At 50.2% G+C, this 18,314-nt stretch carries 22 protein-coding genes; 18 read left to right on the forward strand and 4 right to left on the reverse strand.

Features of this window, described 5'->3' with window-relative positions; all coding sequences use genetic code 11:
• Window positions 1–168 precede the first annotated feature (168 nt).
• From CWE06_RS08335 to CWE06_RS08355, 5 genes are all read left to right on the forward strand, one after another.
• Window positions 169–423 carry a type II toxin-antitoxin system Phd/YefM family antitoxin gene (locus CWE06_RS08335; RefSeq protein WP_126793053.1) on the forward strand — a complete coding sequence of 85 codons (255 nt, stop codon included), beginning with the start codon at window positions 169–171 and terminating at the stop codon, window positions 421–423.
• Window positions 420–761, forward strand: coding sequence for a type II toxin-antitoxin system RelE/ParE family toxin (locus CWE06_RS08340; protein ID WP_126793054.1), 342 nt, complete (start codon window positions 420–422; stop codon window positions 759–761). The genes CWE06_RS08335 and CWE06_RS08340 overlap by 4 nt, the downstream gene beginning before the upstream one ends.
• A 183-nt stretch (window positions 762–944) precedes the next feature.
• Window positions 945–2,456 (forward strand): S10 family peptidase, encoded by a 1,512-nt coding sequence (locus tag CWE06_RS08345; RefSeq protein ID WP_126793056.1) that lies wholly within the window; start codon window positions 945–947, stop codon window positions 2,454–2,456.
• A gap of 105 nt (window positions 2,457–2,561) precedes the next feature.
• Window positions 2,562–3,485: a glycosyltransferase gene (locus tag CWE06_RS08350; protein WP_126793058.1), complete on the forward strand. Its 924-nt coding sequence runs from the start codon at window positions 2,562–2,564 to the stop codon at window positions 3,483–3,485.
• A 37-nt stretch (window positions 3,486–3,522) separates the two neighbouring features.
• A complete protein-coding gene (locus CWE06_RS08355; RefSeq protein ID WP_126793060.1) occupies window positions 3,523–4,422 on the forward strand; it encodes a Dyp-type peroxidase in 900 nt (299 codons plus the stop codon).
• Window positions 4,423–4,430: 8 nt separating this feature from the next.
• Here CWE06_RS08355 and argR read toward each other — a convergent pair whose 3' ends face one another.
• Window positions 4,431–4,895, reverse strand: coding sequence for a transcriptional regulator ArgR (argR, locus tag CWE06_RS08360; RefSeq protein ID WP_126793062.1), 465 nt, complete (start codon window positions 4,893–4,895; stop codon window positions 4,431–4,433).
• A 193-nt stretch (window positions 4,896–5,088) separates the two neighbouring features.
• On the opposite strand from argR, the gene mdh reads away from it, so the two are divergent.
• The 4 genes from mdh to CWE06_RS08380 all read left to right on the forward strand — a co-directional run bounded on the left by mdh (window position 5,089) and on the right by CWE06_RS08380 (window position 7,401).
• Complete coding sequence (mdh, locus tag CWE06_RS08365; RefSeq protein ID WP_126793064.1) at window positions 5,089–6,024, forward strand: malate dehydrogenase; 936 nt, start codon at window positions 5,089–5,091, stop codon at window positions 6,022–6,024.
• A 142-nt stretch (window positions 6,025–6,166) separates the two neighbouring features.
• Complete coding sequence (locus CWE06_RS08370) at window positions 6,167–6,385, forward strand: type II toxin-antitoxin system Phd/YefM family antitoxin (RefSeq protein ID WP_126793066.1); 219 nt, start codon at window positions 6,167–6,169, stop codon at window positions 6,383–6,385.
• An 85-nt stretch (window positions 6,386–6,470) separates the two neighbouring features.
• Window positions 6,471–6,722, forward strand: coding sequence for a hypothetical protein (locus CWE06_RS08375; protein ID WP_198679072.1), 252 nt, complete (start codon window positions 6,471–6,473; stop codon window positions 6,720–6,722).
• A 16-nt stretch (window positions 6,723–6,738) separates the two neighbouring features.
• Window positions 6,739–7,401 (forward strand): hypothetical protein, encoded by a 663-nt coding sequence (locus CWE06_RS08380; RefSeq protein WP_126793070.1) that lies wholly within the window; start codon window positions 6,739–6,741, stop codon window positions 7,399–7,401.
• On the opposite strand, the gene ispB is transcribed toward CWE06_RS08380, so the two are convergent.
• Window positions 7,378–8,349, reverse strand: coding sequence for an octaprenyl diphosphate synthase (gene ispB / locus CWE06_RS08385; RefSeq protein WP_126793072.1), 972 nt, complete (start codon window positions 8,347–8,349; stop codon window positions 7,378–7,380). The two genes, CWE06_RS08380 and ispB, sit on opposite strands and share 24 nt — an antisense overlap.
• A 183-nt stretch (window positions 8,350–8,532) precedes the next feature.
• On the opposite strand from ispB, the gene rplU reads away from it, so the two are divergent.
• The 8 genes from rplU (at window position 8,533) to CWE06_RS08425 (ending at window position 15,774) form a co-directional block, all read left to right on the forward strand.
• Complete coding sequence (rplU, locus tag CWE06_RS08390) at window positions 8,533–8,844, forward strand: 50S ribosomal protein L21 (protein WP_126793073.1); 312 nt, start codon at window positions 8,533–8,535, stop codon at window positions 8,842–8,844.
• 15 nt (window positions 8,845–8,859) lie between these two features.
• Window positions 8,860–9,117: a 50S ribosomal protein L27 gene (gene rpmA, locus CWE06_RS08395; RefSeq protein WP_126793075.1), complete on the forward strand. Its 258-nt coding sequence runs from the start codon at window positions 8,860–8,862 to the stop codon at window positions 9,115–9,117.
• 89 nt (window positions 9,118–9,206) lie between these two features.
• Window positions 9,207–10,391 (forward strand): Obg family GTPase CgtA, encoded by a 1,185-nt coding sequence (cgtA, locus tag CWE06_RS08400; RefSeq protein ID WP_126793077.1) that lies wholly within the window; start codon window positions 9,207–9,209, stop codon window positions 10,389–10,391.
• Window positions 10,392–10,490: 99 nt separating this feature from the next.
• Window positions 10,491–11,000 carry a type 3 dihydrofolate reductase gene (gene folA, locus CWE06_RS08405; protein WP_126793078.1) on the forward strand — a complete coding sequence of 170 codons (510 nt, stop codon included), beginning with the start codon at window positions 10,491–10,493 and terminating at the stop codon, window positions 10,998–11,000.
• Between the two features lie 63 nt (window positions 11,001–11,063).
• Window positions 11,064–12,542, forward strand: coding sequence for an alpha/beta hydrolase (locus CWE06_RS08410; protein ID WP_126793080.1), 1,479 nt, complete (start codon window positions 11,064–11,066; stop codon window positions 12,540–12,542).
• Window positions 12,543–12,544: 2 nt separating this feature from the next.
• Window positions 12,545–13,279, forward strand: a complete 735-nt coding sequence (locus tag CWE06_RS08415; RefSeq protein ID WP_126793082.1) for an ABC transporter ATP-binding protein — start codon at window positions 12,545–12,547, stop codon at window positions 13,277–13,279.
• Window positions 13,276–14,418 (forward strand): ABC transporter permease, encoded by a 1,143-nt coding sequence (locus CWE06_RS08420; protein ID WP_126793084.1) that lies wholly within the window; start codon window positions 13,276–13,278, stop codon window positions 14,416–14,418. The genes CWE06_RS08415 and CWE06_RS08420 overlap by 4 nt, the downstream gene beginning before the upstream one ends.
• A gap of 27 nt (window positions 14,419–14,445) precedes the next feature.
• Complete coding sequence (locus CWE06_RS08425; protein WP_126793086.1) at window positions 14,446–15,774, forward strand: NAD(P)/FAD-dependent oxidoreductase; 1,329 nt, start codon at window positions 14,446–14,448, stop codon at window positions 15,772–15,774.
• 17 nt (window positions 15,775–15,791) lie between these two features.
• Here CWE06_RS08425 and CWE06_RS08430 read toward each other — a convergent pair whose 3' ends face one another.
• Window positions 15,792–16,358 carry a GNAT family N-acetyltransferase gene (locus CWE06_RS08430; protein WP_126793088.1) on the reverse strand — a complete coding sequence of 189 codons (567 nt, stop codon included), beginning with the start codon at window positions 16,356–16,358 and terminating at the stop codon, window positions 15,792–15,794.
• Window positions 16,359–16,504: 146 nt separating this feature from the next.
• On the opposite strand from CWE06_RS08430, the gene CWE06_RS08435 reads away from it, so the two are divergent.
• Window positions 16,505–16,708 carry a hypothetical protein gene (locus CWE06_RS08435; RefSeq protein ID WP_157981159.1) on the forward strand — a complete coding sequence of 68 codons (204 nt, stop codon included), beginning with the start codon at window positions 16,505–16,507 and terminating at the stop codon, window positions 16,706–16,708.
• A gap of 219 nt (window positions 16,709–16,927) precedes the next feature.
• Here the strand turns inward: CWE06_RS08435 and ahcY are convergent, their stop codons facing one another.
• Window positions 16,928–18,301, reverse strand: coding sequence for an adenosylhomocysteinase (ahcY, locus tag CWE06_RS08440; RefSeq protein WP_126793092.1), 1,374 nt, complete (start codon window positions 18,299–18,301; stop codon window positions 16,928–16,930).
• Window positions 18,302–18,314 lie beyond the last annotated feature (13 nt).

Raw genomic sequence — 18,314 nt, forward strand, 5'->3', positions numbered from 1 at the left:
CCCGGTACTGCGAAGTATCGGGGTTTTTTTCTGTCGATACTTGCGGTTGGTCTAAATATGGTCTATTTTTAGACTTGCGTGGCGGCGAGGGTTTCCCCAAGGGTTTCCCCAAGGGCTTCCCCAAGGGTGTCTCCGAGAGTTTCTCAAGAGTTTCTCAAGAGTGTTCCAATGCAAATTAAAACGATCAGTTACATTAAACAGCACGCGGCAAACCTTGATGTTGAAGAGCCTATTGTGGTGACTCAAGGAGGCACGCCTGTGTATCGAATTGAGTCAGAACAGGCCGCGCAACTGCGCGATGAGGGTATCGCTTTATTAAAATTAATGAACATTGCGGAACGTGACGTGCGTTCCGGGCGAATGCTGTCAGAAGCCGAATTGCTGGCTGATTTGGGCTATGATAACAAGACCTATAAGCCATGACGCAGTCCGTGGAGTTCACGCAAGTCGCCAAGGTTACTTTGCTCATTTTAAAACGCTACATGACTCAGTATGTCGGCGAAAGCGAAGCAGAGAGCATTCTTCGAGACTTGATTTCGCAAAGTGTTAGCCGACTTGAGGAGTGTCCACAACAATATCCAGTGTGTCACGAACTCGACATGCTTGGCGTGAGTGACTATCAGCAGTTGACGTATAAAAAGTACAAAATCATTTTCCGCAATGACGTGACGAACAATAGGGTGCTGGTGATGGCATTTTTGCGCCACCGGCAAAGTGCCCAGCAGTTACTGATCGACTTTGTGCTAAAGCATGAACCCTGAACCTAAAGCCTGAACCTAAAGCCTGAACCTAAAGCATAAACCATGCACCAGAGTGAGAAACGCTAGTGGCTTTTCATCGACTGATTGCAAGAATTCCACCATTGACCGCATTTGACTAGGTCTTCATGCCAAGAGCCGCTAAATTAACCGAGTGTTAACAATCAAGAACAATGAGGACAACGTATGAAACTTTTGGCGCAAGGCCTAGTGGTTGCACTAGCTTTTGTTTGTACCGTTGCAGTTGCGGAAGAAAACCGCCGTACGATTCCGGTCGAAAGTGTCAATGTCACTGAGCACCGAATGCAAATTAACGGTCAACGCGTTGACTATAAAGTGTACGCAGGCACATTGCCGGTGTGGGATGACAATGGCCATCCGACCGCGACGTTGCAGTACACGTACTACGAGCGCCAAGGTGTGCGCAATCAAGAAGAACGGCCATTGATGATTTCCTTCAACGGTGGTCCGGGCTCGGCGTCAGTATGGATGCATATTGCGTATACCGGACCGAAGTCGCTGTTACTCGATGAAGAAGGTTATCCGGTGCAGCCATATGGCGTCCAAGACAACCCGTACTCGGTTCTTGATGTGACCGACATCGTCTTTGTTAATCCAGTCAATACCGGCTATTCACGGGTGTTGCCAGGCCCAGATGGCAATATGCCCTCGCGCGACCAACAGCAACGGATGTTCTTTGGCGTCAATGCCGACATTCAGTATCTGTCTGAATGGATAAACACCTTTGTAACCCGTTACAACCGCTGGCGCTCACCCAAGTTCCTTATTGGTGAAAGCTATGGCACGACCCGTGTTGCTGGCTTAGCGTTAGCGCTACAAAACCAGCAGTGGATGTACCTCAATGGCGTGGTACTGGTTTCGCCAACCGACATGGGCATTGACCGTGACGGCCCAGTAAAAGCAGCAAATCGCTTGCCTTATTTCGCTGCAACCGCTTGGTATCACGGCAAGCTTGACGACGAGCTGCAGCAAGGCGACTTGTATGATTTACTGCCGAAAGTTGAAGAATTTACGATAAACACCTATTTACCGGCACTCGCGAAAGGTGCTTGGTTAGCGGACGACGAAAAGCAGGCCATTGCCGAGCAAGTGGCGCGTTACGCGGGTATTTCGGTTGAGTCTGTCTTGCAGAGCAACCTTGATATCGACACGGCGTTTTTCTGGAAAGAGTTGCTGCGTGACGAAGGCCATACGGTTGGCCGCCTCGATTCACGTTATAAAGGTCTCGACCGCAAAGACGTGGGTGTGCGCCCAGATTTCAACTCTGAGCTGACGTCGTGGCTACACTCGTTTACGCCAGCCATTAACTACTATTTGCGGGAAGAGCTGGGCTTTGTAACCGACACCAAATACAACATGTTTGGCCCGGTGCATCCGTGGGATCGCAGTGGTAACAATACCGGGGAAAACTTGCGCCAAGCGATGGCCCAAAACCCTTACTTGAACGTGTTGTTCCAAGCCGGATATTACGATGGTGCCACCAACTATTTCGATGCTAAGTACAGTATGTGGCAGCTGGATCCGAGCGGTAAGATGAAAGATCGCTTGTATTTTGAAGGCTATCGCAGTGGTCATATGATGTATTTACGTCGTCATGACCTCGAGCTTTCGAACAACCATCTGCGTGACTTTATTAAAGCGTCTTTACCGGGTCGCAACGTGCCGGCGAAGTATTAAGTAAGTCGCACAACGGATACCTGCAATTGACAGATGAAACCCGTGCGCTGATGGTATACCATCGCAGCACGGGTTTTTTATTGAGTCATCATTGAGATAGAGCGCATGAATGCATCGTCTGTGCGGGTAGCCCCGCAACGTTGGTATCGAGGACTACAAGGGCAATTGGCCCGGTTAGCAGTGAGTGGTGTGTTACCCATTCGCTGGCTGTATCCAAAACCAAAGCAAGCGTATCCTGCCAAAGCAGGGCGTTTACACCTTGAGATAGTCAGTCATTGTTGGCAGTACGCGCACTTACAAGCTTATCAGCTGAGTTCGTTGGTGCTGCACCCACCTGCTGATCTTGATGTCACCATGACGGTGTACTATTGCCCAGAAGACGAAAAAACCACTGCATTGTTGGCATTCTTTGCCGAGCAGAAGGTGGCAAATGTGACCTGGAACTGGCGTCCGCTGCCGAAAGAACAGCTGTTTCGCCGTGGTATTGGCCGCAATCATGCGGCGCTGAACACGCGGGCCGACTGGATCTGGTTTACCGATTGTGATGTGGTGTTTGCCGAAGGCACCTTAGACGCCTTAGCGCAGCAGCTCGATGGTCGCACCGATGCCTTGGTGTATCCAACTGAAGAGCGGGTGACTTCGTTACTGGCGGAAGACGACCCGTTATTGCAAAAAGCCGCAGCCGCGCAAGTGGTCGCGCTTGATGGTACTGAATTTATCGTCAAGAAAATCACGAAAGCCACAGGCCCATTACAAATTACCCATGGCGATGCCGCCCGCGAACTCGGCTACTGCGATGCCATGTCGGTGTATCAAACCCCTGCAGACAGTTGGCAGAAGTGTTACGAAGACCGAGCTTTCCGCTGGTTACTCAGAACCTTGGGCACACCGATCAGCTTGCCAGGCGTGTATCGAATTAGGCATATTTTCAAAGGACGCTATACTGGTTCAGAAACCAATACAAAATTACGTAGCCAAATTCGCAAGTTACAAATTGGCTGGCGTGATCGTCACGATAAAAAAGCATAATCAGTTCGCAACATAACTGTCGTCAAGGAATTTGACCATGGCCCAACCGCTACGAGCTCAATCCGGTGTCTGTGCAGAAGCCAGTTTGCACGGGTTACTGTTATTGTTGAATGTCACGTCGGAACAACCGGACAAGGTGCGCCGACGTTTAGCTGAATTCCCCGCTTATGTTGAGCGTTTTGAAGCGCGGTTTTCAGAAGCATTATTGAGCATGGTCCTAGCCGTTGGTGAACCGTACTGGGATGTGTTGTCGCCCGACAGCCGACCTGACGGTTTGAAAGCATTGCCGGAGTTTTCAAAAAGTGAGCATTCACTACCGGTAACACCTTTTGATTTGGCGATTATTATTCGTTCAGATCGTTATGATGCCAACTATGCTGCTGGCTTAGAGCTATTGCACTGGCTCGGTGATTTAGTCGAGTTAGCCGAAGAGTACACACCGTTTCGTTACCTTGATGGCCGCGATTTATTTGGCTTTAAATATACCAATGAACATGTAACCGGACCGCGTCGTCGCGAGCTGGCTTTGATCGGTGCCGAGCAAGATCCGGAGTTTGCCGGTGGGAGTTTTCTGTGGTTACAGCTCAGTAAGCTGGCACGACAAAAGTTTCACCAGTTGACGGTGGCCGAACAAGAGAAAATTATGGGGCGAGAGCGAGCGAATGCGCAGCTGATGAAAACCGCGAAAGCGACCCATGCGGAAAAAACCGATAGTGAATTGTGGCGTTTACACATGCCATTTGGTTCGTTACAACGTCCTCATGAACTGAGTTTGTTGTTTGCCGCTGACCCAGCGATGCTTGACCGCTGGATGCGGAATCGTTTTGAAGCGGATGAGGACGGCGCGACCGACCCATTATTAGACTTCGTGCAACTCGAACACTGCAGTGCCTATTTTGTGCCTGCTTTAAGCTGGTGGTCGCGTTTAAACGATTAAACCAACGATTAAACCGACTCGAACAAACGTTGCACGTTTTCGAGGGTTTCGTCGATGGTGGCAGTATTCACCGGTGCAATGAAAATGGTGTCATCGCCAGCAATTGTGCCAAGCACACCTTCTTTGCGCCCAACCGAGTCGAGCAAGCGCGCAATGAGCTGCGCTGCCCCTGGGGTGGTACGAATAATAATCATCACTTCGTTGTGCTCAACCTCGAGCACCAATTGGCGTACCGAGCTGCGTGCCGAAGGCATCGATAACTCGGGCGGAAGGCAATAGACCATTTCCTCAAGCGCATTGCGGGCGCGTACCGCACCAAACTTGCTGAGCATGCGCGAGACTTTCGACTGATTAATGCCGTCGAAACCACGATGATGCAAGGCCGCAACGATTTCCGCCTGCGATGAATAACGCTCTTCTTTTAATATTTCACGAAATGCTTCGACTAAGTGATCGTGTTGCGCAGATGCCATACGGAAGCCATACCATCGTCTAATTGTTGAAGTTATGTAATCACGGCACAGTGTATCGGATTTTTTCCAGAACACCTAGTTTTGCTCAGTTTTACGAGCAAAATTTGTCGGCTCTTAAACGGGCGTTTTATTGTTTTTTGGGTGCTAATCGGCTAAGGTTTAGCCCCCCGCAACGAATTGAATGGAGTGCGATATGAAAGTTGTAGTTTTAGGCGCCGCAGGCGGTATCGGTCAGGCGTTATCTTTACTGTTGAAAACCCAATTACCTGCAGGCTCAGACCTAGCATTATTCGACATTGCACCAGTAACTCCAGGTGTTGCTGTTGACTTAAGCCACATCCCAACGGCTGTGTCCGTTAAAGGTTATGGCCAAGACGGTTTAGTTCAAGCACTCGAAGGTGCGGACGTGGTTCTCATCCCAGCTGGCGTACCTCGTAAGCCAGGCATGGATCGTTCAGACCTATTCAACATGAATGCGGGCATTATCAAAAACTTGGTTGAGCACATTGCCGACACGTGCCCGAAAGCATTGATCGGAATTATCACCAACCCAGTGAATACGACTGTTGCTATCGCTGCAGAAGTGTTGAAAGCGAAAGGCGTTTATGACAAAAACCGTTTGTTCGGTGTGACGACTCTTGACGTTATCCGTGCGGAAACCTTCGTTGGCGAACTGAAAGGCTTGAACCCAGCTGAATTACACGTACCAGTGATCGGCGGCCACAGCGGCACGACCATTCTGCCATTATTGTCGCAGGTGAAAGGCGTTGAGTTCAGCCAAGAAGAAATCGAGTCATTAACCCACCGTATTCAAAACGCGGGTACTGAAGTTGTTGAAGCGAAAGCTGGCGGCGGCTCTGCAACCCTGTCTATGGGCCAAGCAGCAGCACGTTTCTGTTTCTCGCTGGTGAAAGGCCTGCAAGGCGAAGCAGTGACTGAATACGCTTATGTTGAAGGTGACGGTAGCGACGCGCAGTACTTCGCACAAGCAGTACGTTTAGGTAAGAACGGCGTTGAAGAAATTCTGCCATACGGCGAGCTCAGCGCGTTTGAAGCAAAAGCGAAAGCTGACATGTTGGACGGCCTGAAGAAAGACATCCAAATGGGTATCGACTTCGCTAATCAATAAGCTTCGTAGCTGATTGAAAAACCGCGCTTGGCGTGTTTCGCCAGCGCGGTTTTTTGTTTTTGTGAAAGCGCTTTGTTGATTGCAAACGCGACCAGGACTGCTACACTGAAACGGTCTTTAAAAAGTCTTTTTGAGGTCTGTTATGAAAACGGAAACAGTGACGTATCTAAAGGAAAACGCTAACTCCCTCGAACTCAATGAAACACTATTGGTCACCAAAAAAGGCAAGCCCGCTTATGTGGTCCAATCGTTTGCTGATTATGAGTTTCAACAGGAAACGATAGCACTTTTGAAGCTGTTAACACTCTCGGAAAAATCACTTCATCATAATAGGCTAAGTCTTGATGAAGCCTTCGACTGAGCGATACACTATCGTTGCGTCACGCGTATTCCAACTTTCCGTTAGGCGCTTCCGCGCATTTGTCGAAGGTCAGTATTCAGCCGCAATGGCAGAGAACTTAGTTAGTCGGATCAAAACGAAAATTAGCCAAGAGCTGACGCTCAATCCCCATATTGCACCTGTTAGTGAGCGTCTTCTTAGTCTCGGTATCGCGGAGTATCGGCAGTGGTTAGTCGACGACCACAATATCGTCATGTATCGCATTGATGAAGAAAGCAGATGTATTGAGCTTTTAGTATTAATGTCGACGAAACAAAATATTGAGAAATTACTCTATGAAGTGAACCTTCTCATTTAATCGGTTTGAAGGACAGATGAAACATTTACCCTTACTCGGAGTACTTAGCGCAGTTCTGCTGTTTTGGTGGAGCGCTGGTTTATATCCGGGCGGCACGCAACTTGACCCAACCACGGTGGGGTATAGTTGGAATGAGAATACCATTTCCGCTCTATTTCAACCGTATGCGGTGAATGGCGAGCCAAACCCAGCGCGTTGGTACGCGACCTTTGCGGTGTTTTTGTTTTGCCTGAGTGTTGCGGTTGTATTCCACACAATTGCCACGTTCGCACAACGCTGGTCACGTCGAGTTTATGCTGGAGAGGCTAGCCCACATGGTCGGATTATTCGCATTGCTGGCTTTGGTACCGCAATATTTGCGTTTTTGGTGACGACACCACTGCACCACATTAAGGTGACACTCGCGCTGGTTTGTTTTCTGACATTGGCTGTTACTTTGCTGCATTGGCTATGGCAATTGCGGGCTTGGGAGTTGTTTTTGCTGGGGCTGTTGGCGTTGGCGCTGCCGGTGATGAATGCGATTTTATTTTACGGCCAAATTGGTTATGAATGGCTGCCGCCCATACAAAAAGCCGGCAAACTGGTTGCCGGCCTTTGGTTATTTGCAGTTTACTATGGCGTGCCAGGGCTAAAGGCTTATGTCCGAGCTAAAGGCTTATGCCACACGCTCAACCGCTAAGTGAGCCAATGCCTTAAGGGCTTCTTTGTAGTCATTGTCGGGAAAAACGTCGAGTGCTTGAATCGCAAGATCGCGTTGTTCTAGCGCTTTGTTGCGGGTGTATTCGAGCGCTTGAGTCTCTTTCATTATGGTGAGAATTGGTTCGAGAGCATCGCGGCGACCGCCTTCTTCAATAGCGCTACGAATCAGTTCGGCGTTGTCGGCGTCGGTATTCCACATCGCGTATAACAGTGGTAGCGTTGGCTTGCCTTCAGCAAGATCGTCGCCGGCATCTTTGCCCATGGTCTCTGCATCCGAGGTATAGTCGAGCAGGTCGTCAACGAGTTGGAACGCATTGCCTAAGTAACGGCCGTAATCGGCAGCTGCTTGTTCAATTTCCGCCGATTGGCCAGCTAGCACCGCCGATAACTGTGTCGCCGCCTCAAACAACTTAGCGGTTTTGCTGTAAATCACTTGGAAGTAGGAGGCTTCTGTCGTGTTTGGGTCATTGCAGTTCATGAGCTGCAAAACTTCCCCTTCAGCGATGACGTTCGTGGCATCGGCAAGGACTTCAAGCACACGCATGCTTTCGGTTTTGACCATCAATTGAAATGCGCGAGTGTATAAAAAATCACCAACCAAGACGCTTGCTTCGTTACCGAACAGGGCATTCGCGGTGTCACGTCCGCGTCGAGTCATGGACTCGTCAACGACGTCGTCGTGTAACAGGGTGGCGGTATGAATAAATTCGACAATCGCGGCGAGCAAATGATGTTTGTCGCCGTTGTAGCCAAGCGCTCGTGCTGCAAGAACCGCTAGTTGCGGACGCAGGCGCTTGCCACCACTGTTGATAATGTAGAAACCCAGCTGATTGATCAGGGCGACGTCCGAGTTTAACTGTGCTGTGATAATGTTGTTCACAGCGTCCATATCGGCTTGATTGAGGGCGCGTACAGCAGCTAAATCCATGATATAATCGGCTCGTCTTTACAGATAATTTGCGGCTGATTTTACCTGAATTAAAAATTTCTGCCAGATTTCTTCGCCTTTGATCATTTTTTGACTTTTTACTTGCGTTGCGATCTGTTTTTCCGTAAAATCCGCGGCCTGAATTAAGTTTGTTGCGCCTGTACAAGGCATGTGGAGAATAATATGTACGCGGTTTTTCAAAGTGGCGGTAAACAGCACCGTGTCACCGAGGGCCAGACCGTTCGCCTGGAAAAGCTCGAAGCAGCTACCGGTGATACAATCGAATTTGAGCAAGTGCTCATGCTCTCTGATGGTGAAAAAGTAACGATCGGCGCGCCTTTCGTTGCAGGTGGTAAAATTAAGGCTGAAGTTGTGACTCATGGCCGTGGTGATAAAGTGACGATCGTGAAGTTCCGTCGTCGTAAGCATCACCGCAAGCAGGCGGGTCACCGTCAGTGGTTCACTGAAGTGAAAATCACTGGCATCAGCGGTTAAGAGGAGTAGAGACACATGGCACACAAAAAAGCTGGTGGTTCAACTAAAAACGGTCGTGATTCAGAAAGCAAACGCTTAGGTGTTAAGCGTTACGGCGGTGAATCAGTATTGGCCGGTAACATCTTGGTGCGTCAGCGGGGCACCAAATTCCACGCAGGCGACAACGTAGGTCTAGGTCGTGACCACACTTTGTTCGCAAAAGTAGACGGTAAAGTTACCTTCGAAACTCGTGGACCACAAAACCGGAAGTTCATCAGCGTTTACGCTGACTAATACTGAAAAGTATTTCCGGAAAAACCCCGCCATCGTGCGGGGTTTTTTGTATACTTAAGCACATTGATTCGTCGAACACAGGCAAAACCATGAAATTCGTTGATGAAGTAGAAATTCGCGTAGAAGCAGGAGACGGCGGTAACGGCTGTATCAGCTTCCGACGTGAAAAATTTATCCCTAAGGGCGGTCCCGATGGCGGTGACGGCGGCGATGGCGGGGATGTCTGGTTAGTCGCCGACGAAAACGTCAATACCTTAATTGATTACCATTTCGAGCGCACGCATCGTGCTGTGCGTGGACAGAACGGCATGAGCCGTAACTGTACCGGTAAACGCGGTGATGACAAAATTCTGCAAGTTCCAATGGGAACTCGCATCAAAGACATGGACACCGGTGAAGTACTCGGTGACCTGACCAAGAATGGTCAGCGTTTGATGGTTGCCAAAGGCGGCTTTCACGGCCTTGGGAATACTCGCTTTAAAAGTAGTACCAACCGTGCACCGCGGCAAAAAACCGATGGCACCAAAGGTGAGCATCGCAACTTACAGTTAGAGCTGTTGTTGCTAGCGGACGTTGGTTTGTTGGGTATGCCGAATGCCGGTAAATCAACTTTGATTCGCTCGGTCTCTGCGGCGAAACCGAAAGTTGCTGATTATCCGTTTACGACGTTAACACCGAACTTAGGTGTGGTGCGTTTATCGGGTCACCAGAGCTTTGTAATCGCCGACATTCCAGGTTTGATTGAAGGCGCAGCAGACGGCGCAGGTTTAGGTATTCAGTTTTTGAAGCACCTTGAGCGCTGTGGTTTGTTATTGCACCTTGTCGATGTCGCACCTTATGACCAGTCTGACCCTGCTCAGGCAGCAGTGACGATTATTAATGAGCTGGCAGAATACAGCCCTGAGTTAGCCGCAAAGCCGCGTTGGTTAGTGCTGAACAAAACTGACTTGCTGGACGAGGAAACCTTAGCAGAGCGCCGCCAGCAAGTGGTTGATGCACTTGGCTGGGAAGGTCCTGTTTACGAGCTTTCTGCGCTCACTGGTAAAGCGTGTAAAGAACTCATGGGCGCTATCATGCAGTACCTGGAAGCTTTACCTAAGCCGGTTGAGCCGGAGCCGGAAGAAGCTGAGAAAGTTGAATTCAAATGGTCGAGTCACCACGCCGAGCAAATGCGTAATGCTGAAGAGTGGGATGAAGGCGACGATGATGATTGGGATGACGACGATTGGGACGACGATGAGCCCGACGATGGTCATGTTATTTATCGCAAATAATAGAAACGGCAGCGTGCTTTCGAGCAGCTGCCGTTTTTTTGCCTAAAAACAAGTTACAATACAGTCTGTTACTTATAAAAATAACAATGAGCACAGCGCATGCACATTTCTTTAATTGCCGCGATGGCGAATGATCGCGTGATTGGTAAGCAAGGCGATATGCCTTGGCACTTGCCTGGTGAATTGCAGTACTTCAAAAGCCTGACCATGGGCAAACCGATTGTCATGGGACGCAAGACCTTTGAGTCGATTGGCAGACCACTACCGGGTCGGCACAATATCGTCATTAGCCGCAACGCCGGCGACCTTCCGCAAGAAGTCACCGTGGTTGACTCCCCCGCAGCCGCAATTGCAGCTGCAAAGGCAGAAGCTGAGCGCAATGGCCAAACGCTGAATGAAATCATGATTATTGGCGGTGGGCAGATCTACCAAGCCTTTTTGCCGCTGGCAACGAGGCTGTACCTGACTCATATTGATTTAGAAGTAGACGGTGACACCTGGTTTCCTGAGTATCACCCTGAACAATGGCAACGCACCTTGCTTCGCGAGCAAGCGGTCGATGCTGAAAATACATTGGCCTATCACGGCTACCTATACGAAAAAAAGTAAGTTGTTGCTCGAACAATCAACAGAATAAGTAAAATATTAAGTACAACAAAAGTGAGAATAACAATGACAACACTCGCAAAAGCGGCAATGAGCATTGCAGCGACGACAGCACTACTCGTTGTCCATGCAATGAGCAATCCCGCATTCGCTAATAATCAGCGTTTAACGATGGAACCCTGCCACGTGCAAGGACTCGCTGAACAAGTCGAATGTGGATTTTATACCGTGCCAGAAAACTACGATGAACCACAAGGACGGACGCTCGACCTCTACGTGGTGCGTTTACCGGCGGTTAGTTCGGGACGGACTAGCGACCCAGTCTTCTTTTTAGCGGGTGGGCCAGGTCAAGCTGCTACCGAATTAACCGGTGTTGTAGCGCAGTTGTTTCGTGACGTACGGCAAACCCGCGATATCATTCTTGTTGACCAACGCGGTACTGGGCAGTCAAACCCGCTCGAATGCCCACTCGGCGATTTAGGTGACATGTTGGTGCCAGACGACCAAGTTGATCTGACTGGTATTGCTGCAGGCTGTGCGGCGGATATTCAAAGCCAACAAGAGATTGATTTTCAACACTACAATACAGTAAACGCTATTCGCGATTTCGATAGCGTCCGGGCTGCATTGGGCTATCAGCAGGTCAATTTATATGGCGGCTCCTATGGCACACGCGCTGGACTGGTATGGATGCGCGAGAAACCTGAGACGCTGCGCAGTGTTGTACTTGATGGCCTCGCACCAACGCAAGTAGTGATTGGCCCGTTCGGGACGTTTAGCCAACGCGCATTTGATATTATGAACGCGGATTGTGCGGCCCAAGAAGGTTGTTTAGAAGAGTTTGGCGATATTAGTGCGACCTACTACGCATTGCGTGAGCAACTTCTTGAACAGCCGCAGCGTTTGACCATTCGTGATGCCCGCAGTGACGAACCGCATGAAGTATTAGTGACCGCAACACGGTTAGCGAGCATTTTGCGTGCAGCCCTCTACTCACCGCGCTCACGGCAACTGATGCCACTGGCGATTCGCGAAGCGGCAAACGGCAACTGGCGACCCATTAGTGGTTTAGCGGGTAGTTTTGAAACCAATTCACCTTTGTACATGGGCCTGATGATGTCCGTGTTGTGCCAAGAAGACTTACCACGAGCAGACGCCGAATTATTGGCGCGCGATGCCGACAACCGCTTTATTGGCGGCAGTGTCGCACGTGAGTTTCAACGCATGTGTAACGGGTGGCCGGTAGAACCGCTCGCAGGTCTCGATCATGCACAACCTGTGTATAGCGAAATTCCGACCCTATTGTTGTCAGGTCGGCAAGACCCGGTCACGCCGCCAGAGTGGGGTGATTTAGCCGCAGAAACCTTACCAAACAGCCAGCATTTTGTAGCCGAACACGGTGGCCATACGATCTTTAGCCACACCTGTGCCAACCGTATGATCGACCGCTTTTTACAGAACCCAACAGCGGAAGTGGATGGCAAGTGTTTGGAGCAAACACGGTTGTTACCGTTTGTACGCAACGTTAACGCAGCGGGGATGTAAGCATGATTACTACACAAGGACTAGAGAAGTCTTATAAAGACGTAAAAGCGCTGCGTGGTTTGTCTTTCGAGGCAAAAGACGGCGAGATCACTGGCTTGTTGGGCCCTAACGGCGCCGGCAAAACCACTTGTTTACGCAGTATCTATGGTTTAATTCATGCCGACCAAGGTACCGCAATGGTGGATCAAATTGATGCCAGTCAAAAGCCATTGGAAGTGCGTCGGCGGATTGGTATTTTTCCCGATAAATTCGGTCTGCAAGAACGCCTAACCGCTCGCGAGCACATCGCGTATTTTGCTGCATTACATGGTTTGCATGGCAAAACCGGTGCCGAGGCAGTGCAGAAAGTCATCGACGACTTAGGTATGCAAGATATTGCCGACCGTAAAACGGCCGGGTTTTCGCAAGGTCAACGCATGAAAGTGGCGCTCGGCCAGGCGATTGTGCACCAACCCCAAAACTTAATCCTCGACGAGCCGAGTCGTGGCCTTGACGTCATGAGTACACGGATCCTCCGTGAACTGCTTTACAGCCTGCGTGAGCAGGGGCGTTGCATCCTGTTTTCCAGCCATGTCATGCAAGAAGTCGCGGCACTCTGTGACCGCGTTGTGATTATGGTGGCAGGACAGGTCGTGGCGGAAGGAACACCGCAAGAGCTGTGTGAACGCACCGGCCAAAGCAGCTTTGAAGAAGCGTTTGTGCAGTTAATCGGAACCGAAGAGGGCATCATGCTATGAAATCGCTATTTTTTACTATCTGGCGCAAAGAGATGCTCGACGCGATTCGTGATCGTCGTAGCCTCATGGCCGCTATGTCTTACGCATTTTTCGGACCGGTTTTAATGGCAGTCGCCTTTATGGCGATTATCAATGACGCAGTGTCTGAAAGCGATGTGTATGTGAATATCGAAGGTGCCGAATATGCGCCGGCATTTGTCGATTTTCTTGGCTCGCGGCGCATTTTTGCGGGTACAGAAGAGAATAAAGCACGCGATATCGATGTCATTATTCCGCAGGATTACCAAGACAAGTTAGCGCGCGCAGAGATGATCAATATCGTCGTGCGAGCCGATTACTCAGTACGCAGTGAAAGTAGCCAGCGTAATCGCGTGGAAACTGCGATTCGCGAGTATAGCAGCACCATTGCCGCACAGCGTTTAACCTTGCGTGGTATTAGCGCTGAAGTGATTCGTCCGCTGGTGGTCGATAAACAAGACACAGCAACCAAAGAGTCACGTGCCGCTTTAATCTTGGGCACCGTCATGGTGTTTGTGTTGATGGCGATTTTCTTCTCCGGCATGAATGTAGCTATCGATACCAGTGCTGGTGAACGAGAACGTAACTCGCTAGAGTTTTTATTGGCCCAACCGATACCAACACATTGGCTAGTGATGGCGAAAGCCGGAGCTGCTGCCACCTTTGCGTTTGTGGGTGCGGTGCTGAGTATATTGATGATCCCGTTGGTGTTCGTGTTTGTACCACTGGAAAAACTCGGAATTGAATTTAGCTTGTCAGCCGTGAGTCAGGCACAGATGATCGTGACCCTGATTCCGTTGGCCTTATTGGCGAGTATTTTGCAGCTGTTTGTGAGCTTCCGCGCGAAGTCATTTAAAGAAGCACAAACCTATATCTCGTTGGTGATGTTTATTCCAGTGGCAGTGATTTTCGGGATTGAATTCAGTCGCGTAGAGCATCCTTTATTGAGTGTGCTACCGGTAACCTCGCAGCACCAAATGTTACTCAATACCATAGGCGGCCAGGCCATTAATTGGCTGCACGTCGGCGTTGGCGGACTCGTCACTCTAGCGCTGACCGCCATATTGGTATGGGTAGTCACACGCATGCTGAAGAGTGAAAAAGTAATCTTTGGTTTATAAGTGAGAACGTTCGATTAGGAATTTTCCATGTATGATCCACTGACAAGCAAAACCATACCGGCGTTTCATGAAGCCGGTATGGCAACTTACTGGCAAGCCGTGACACCGTTTCCGGACTCGGATTCGGTGGCCTTGCCTGCACAAGCTGATGTAGTTGTGATCGGTGCTGGTTATACCGGCCTGAATGCGGCAGCGACGTTAGCAAAAGAGTATAACAAACAAGTTGTTTTACTAGAGGCTGGCAGCATTGGTGCCGGTGCAAGCTCGCGGAATGCGGGCTTTTTATTGCCCGGTACCGGCCGCTTAGGTTTTCAAGACTACCGCAATAAATATGGCGTCGACGTTGCACAAGCAGTGCAAAACGAGTTTGCCGCCAGTATCGCCCATGTCCACGAAGCCATTGATCACAGTGAGTATCATTGTGACTTCACGCATGCCCGTTATTTGCGTATTGCCCACAATGCCAAAGCGGCACAGCTGTTACAGCAGCAACAGCCAGCCTATCAACCGACTCTGTTGGACGCTGAATGGCTAACGGCTGACAGCCTAAAACAGCAAATCCAAGGTTTGCCGTGGGGTCATGGTGGTTTAGCCTTAACCCCAGCTGCAGCCTTGAATCCACGGGCCTTAACCGCGGTGTATTTAGAACAAGCGAAAGCCGCTGGTGTGAGTATCGTGACGGGCCATCCAGTCACCCATTGGCAAGCACTAGGGGACGGTACACACGAACTCGAAGCAGCCGGCTCGACGATTCGTTGTCAACAGGTTCTGGTTTGTACCAATGGCTATTTACCGGCGCAGCCATTTGCCGATATTAGCCAACGACAATTTCCGGTCTTGTCGAGTATCTTGGTTAGCCGACCATTGAATGCAGTTGAGCAACAAATGCTCGGCTTAACCGTTAATGATCTGGTGATGGACACGCGCTTACTGAAATACTATTACCGCTTATTACCTGACGGTCGCATATTATTCGGCGGACGTGGTGCCGTGCGTGGTCAAGACGCCGATAGCGGTAAACAACGCCAACGGCTGGAACGAGCTTTGGTACAAACCTTCCCACAATTGGAAGGCTTGTATGCGGACTATTTCTGGAGTGGTTGGATTTCGGTAGCACTCGATTCGATGCCAAGAGTTTTTAGCCCCAGCCCTGGCGTATTTACCAGTGCCGGTTATTGTGGTGCAGGTGTTGCGTTTGCAAGCCTAGCCGGCAAGCGCCTAGCTCAATTAGCCGCAGGGGAAACCTTACCAGCCTTGCCGTTTTATCAGACCCCGTTACCGAAATACCCCATGCCACAATTCAGACGAGTGGCACTGCGAGGCTTATATCAATGGCAACGCTGGTTCGGCTCTTAGTCACTAGCGAGCGAGGATTAAAAGCGCAAGAGCATTTCGGCGGCTGTGCAATAGCAGTCGCCGTCGCACACCGGACAATAATAACCCTCGTCTAACGAAGACTGCAGCCAACGATTTTGATGTTCCGCAATCAGTTCGCCACCACAGCGACTAAAGTATTCAAATGCGCTGTTGTTTGGACTTTGTTTCCAAATATGCGCCAAACCACCTAAACAACCCGCACCTTGTGCTTCGATAATGGAGTGCATCAGCAATGACTTGCCCACGCCACCACCCTGAAAATCCGGGTCGACTGCGGAGCATTTGAAATAACACAGTTCGTCAGCGCTAAACGGCCACTTCTCAGGCGTGCAATGCTGATCGACGGGCCACTGATTCGGCGCAAAGGTAATACGAATACCCACAAGTTCATCGTCGGCATACGCAAGCCAATGCAAATTGCGCCCACACTCGGTTTGGCCGCGTGCATAAAAATCAGCCAAATTTTCCGGCGTCAAATAATTCTCACCATGCACTTTATTCCCCAGCTCGATTACCGCCTCAAAATCCGTCTCTTGCATCTGCCGAAAACTTAACCGTGCCATACGCCCACTCTCTCATTATTATTTGCGCCATTATACCTAGTCGAGGATGGCTTAGACAATGGCTGCGCATTCAGCTTCCGTGCTACCGAGGGGCTCATTCTGAGATCGCTCAAGTACATCCGTGTAGCGCTATGGCGTCGCCATCCATGGCGACGACATTCTCAGAACGAGCCCCTCGTCCGCACTTGCGCTTAGTGCTGTGCGGCCTCCGAGCAGCACACCGCAGTAAAGAGAAAACAGGAGGTGTCCGTATCGCTCACAGCAGTAAAGAGCGAGCAGGTGGCGCCCGCATCGTTCACCGCAGCAATGAGCGAGCAGGTGGCGCGAGCGTTGAGGCGGAACCCATTTGACGAATGTCGTCGCCATGGATGGCGACGCCATAGCGATACATGGATGTACTTGAGCGATCGACAAATGGGTTCCGGTAAAACGCGGAAGCCACCTAGCACCGATCTCTCAGCGGTGGGCGGTACGGGCGCCACCTAGCGCCGCTCTCGCAGCGGTGTGCGGTACGTTAGCCACCCAGCACCGCAGCGGTGGGCACAAAAAAGGGGCGGAAGCCCCTTTTTTTAGTAGCGGTAGGTGTCTGGCTTGAACGGGCCTTCGACCGGTACGCCGATGTAGTCGGCTTGGTTTTGGGTCATTTTGGTGATGACGCCACCGAAGCCTTCGACCATGTAGCGGGCAACTTCTTCGTCGAGTTGTTTTGGTAACACTTCAACAGTTAAGTGCTTAGCTTTGTCGGTAGCAGACATGTTGGCAAACTTTTGCTCGAACAAATGAATTTGAGCGAGGACTTGGTTAGCGAAAGAACCATCCATAATACGGCTTGGGTGGCCTGTTGCGTTACCTAAGTTGACCAAACGGCCTTCCGAAAGCAGGATTAAGTAATCGCTGCTATCGTCAGAGCGGAATACCGTGTGAACCTGCGGCTTCACTTGCTCCCAACGCCAGTTTTTGCGCATGAAAGCAGTGTCGATTTCGTTGTCGAAGTGACCGATGTTACAGACCACAGCACCTTTTTTCAGGGCAGCTAACATGTAACGGTCACAGACGTTAACGTTACCGGTGGTGGTGACGATTAAGTCGGTGTTGCCGAGCAATTCGTGATTAATCGTTGAACCGTCGTTGCTGTTGATGCCGTCGATATAGGGTGACACCACTTCGTAGCCGTCCATACAAGCCTGCATGGCACAGATTGGGTCGACTTCAGTGACTTTGACGATCATGCCTTCTTGACGCAAAGAAGCAGCTGAACCTTTACCCACGTCACCGTAGCCGACAACCAGAGCTTTCTTGCCTGATAACAAGTGGTCGGTGGCGCGCTTAATGGCGTCATTTAACGAGTGACGGCAACCGTATTTGTTGTCATTTTTTGATTTGGTAACAGAGTCGTTAACGTTGATTGCAGGCACTTTTAACGTACCTTTCTTCAACATTTCAACTAAGCGATGAACGCCAGTGGTGGTTTCTTCCGTGATGCCGTGAATTTTTTCCAGCATAGCTGGGAATTTTTCGTGGATTAATAAGGTCACGTCACCGCCGTCGTCGAGCACCATGTTGGCGTCCCAAGGCTGGCCGTCTTTCATACAAGTTTGTTCAAGGCACCACTCGTATTCTTCTTCGGTTTCGCCTTTCCACGCGAAAACCGGAATGCCAGCAGCTGCAATAGCGGCGGCAGCGTGGTCTTGAGTTGAGAAGATATTACATGATGACCAACGCACTTCGGCACCTAGGTCGACTAAGGTTTCAATCAGTACTGCAGTTTGAATGGTCATGTGGATACAACCAATGATCCGCGCGCCTTGCAGCGGTTGGCTTGCCTTGTACTTGTTGCGGATAGCCATCAATGCTGGCATTTCTGACTCAGCGATTTGAATTTCTTTGCGGCCGTAATCGGCGAGGCTAATATCTGCAACTTTGTAATCTTGAAATGCGCTCATGTTACTACTCTCA

It is taken from the genome of Aliidiomarina haloalkalitolerans (assembly GCF_003987315.1).
GTDB lineage: Bacteria > Pseudomonadota > Gammaproteobacteria > Enterobacterales > Alteromonadaceae > Aliidiomarina > Aliidiomarina haloalkalitolerans.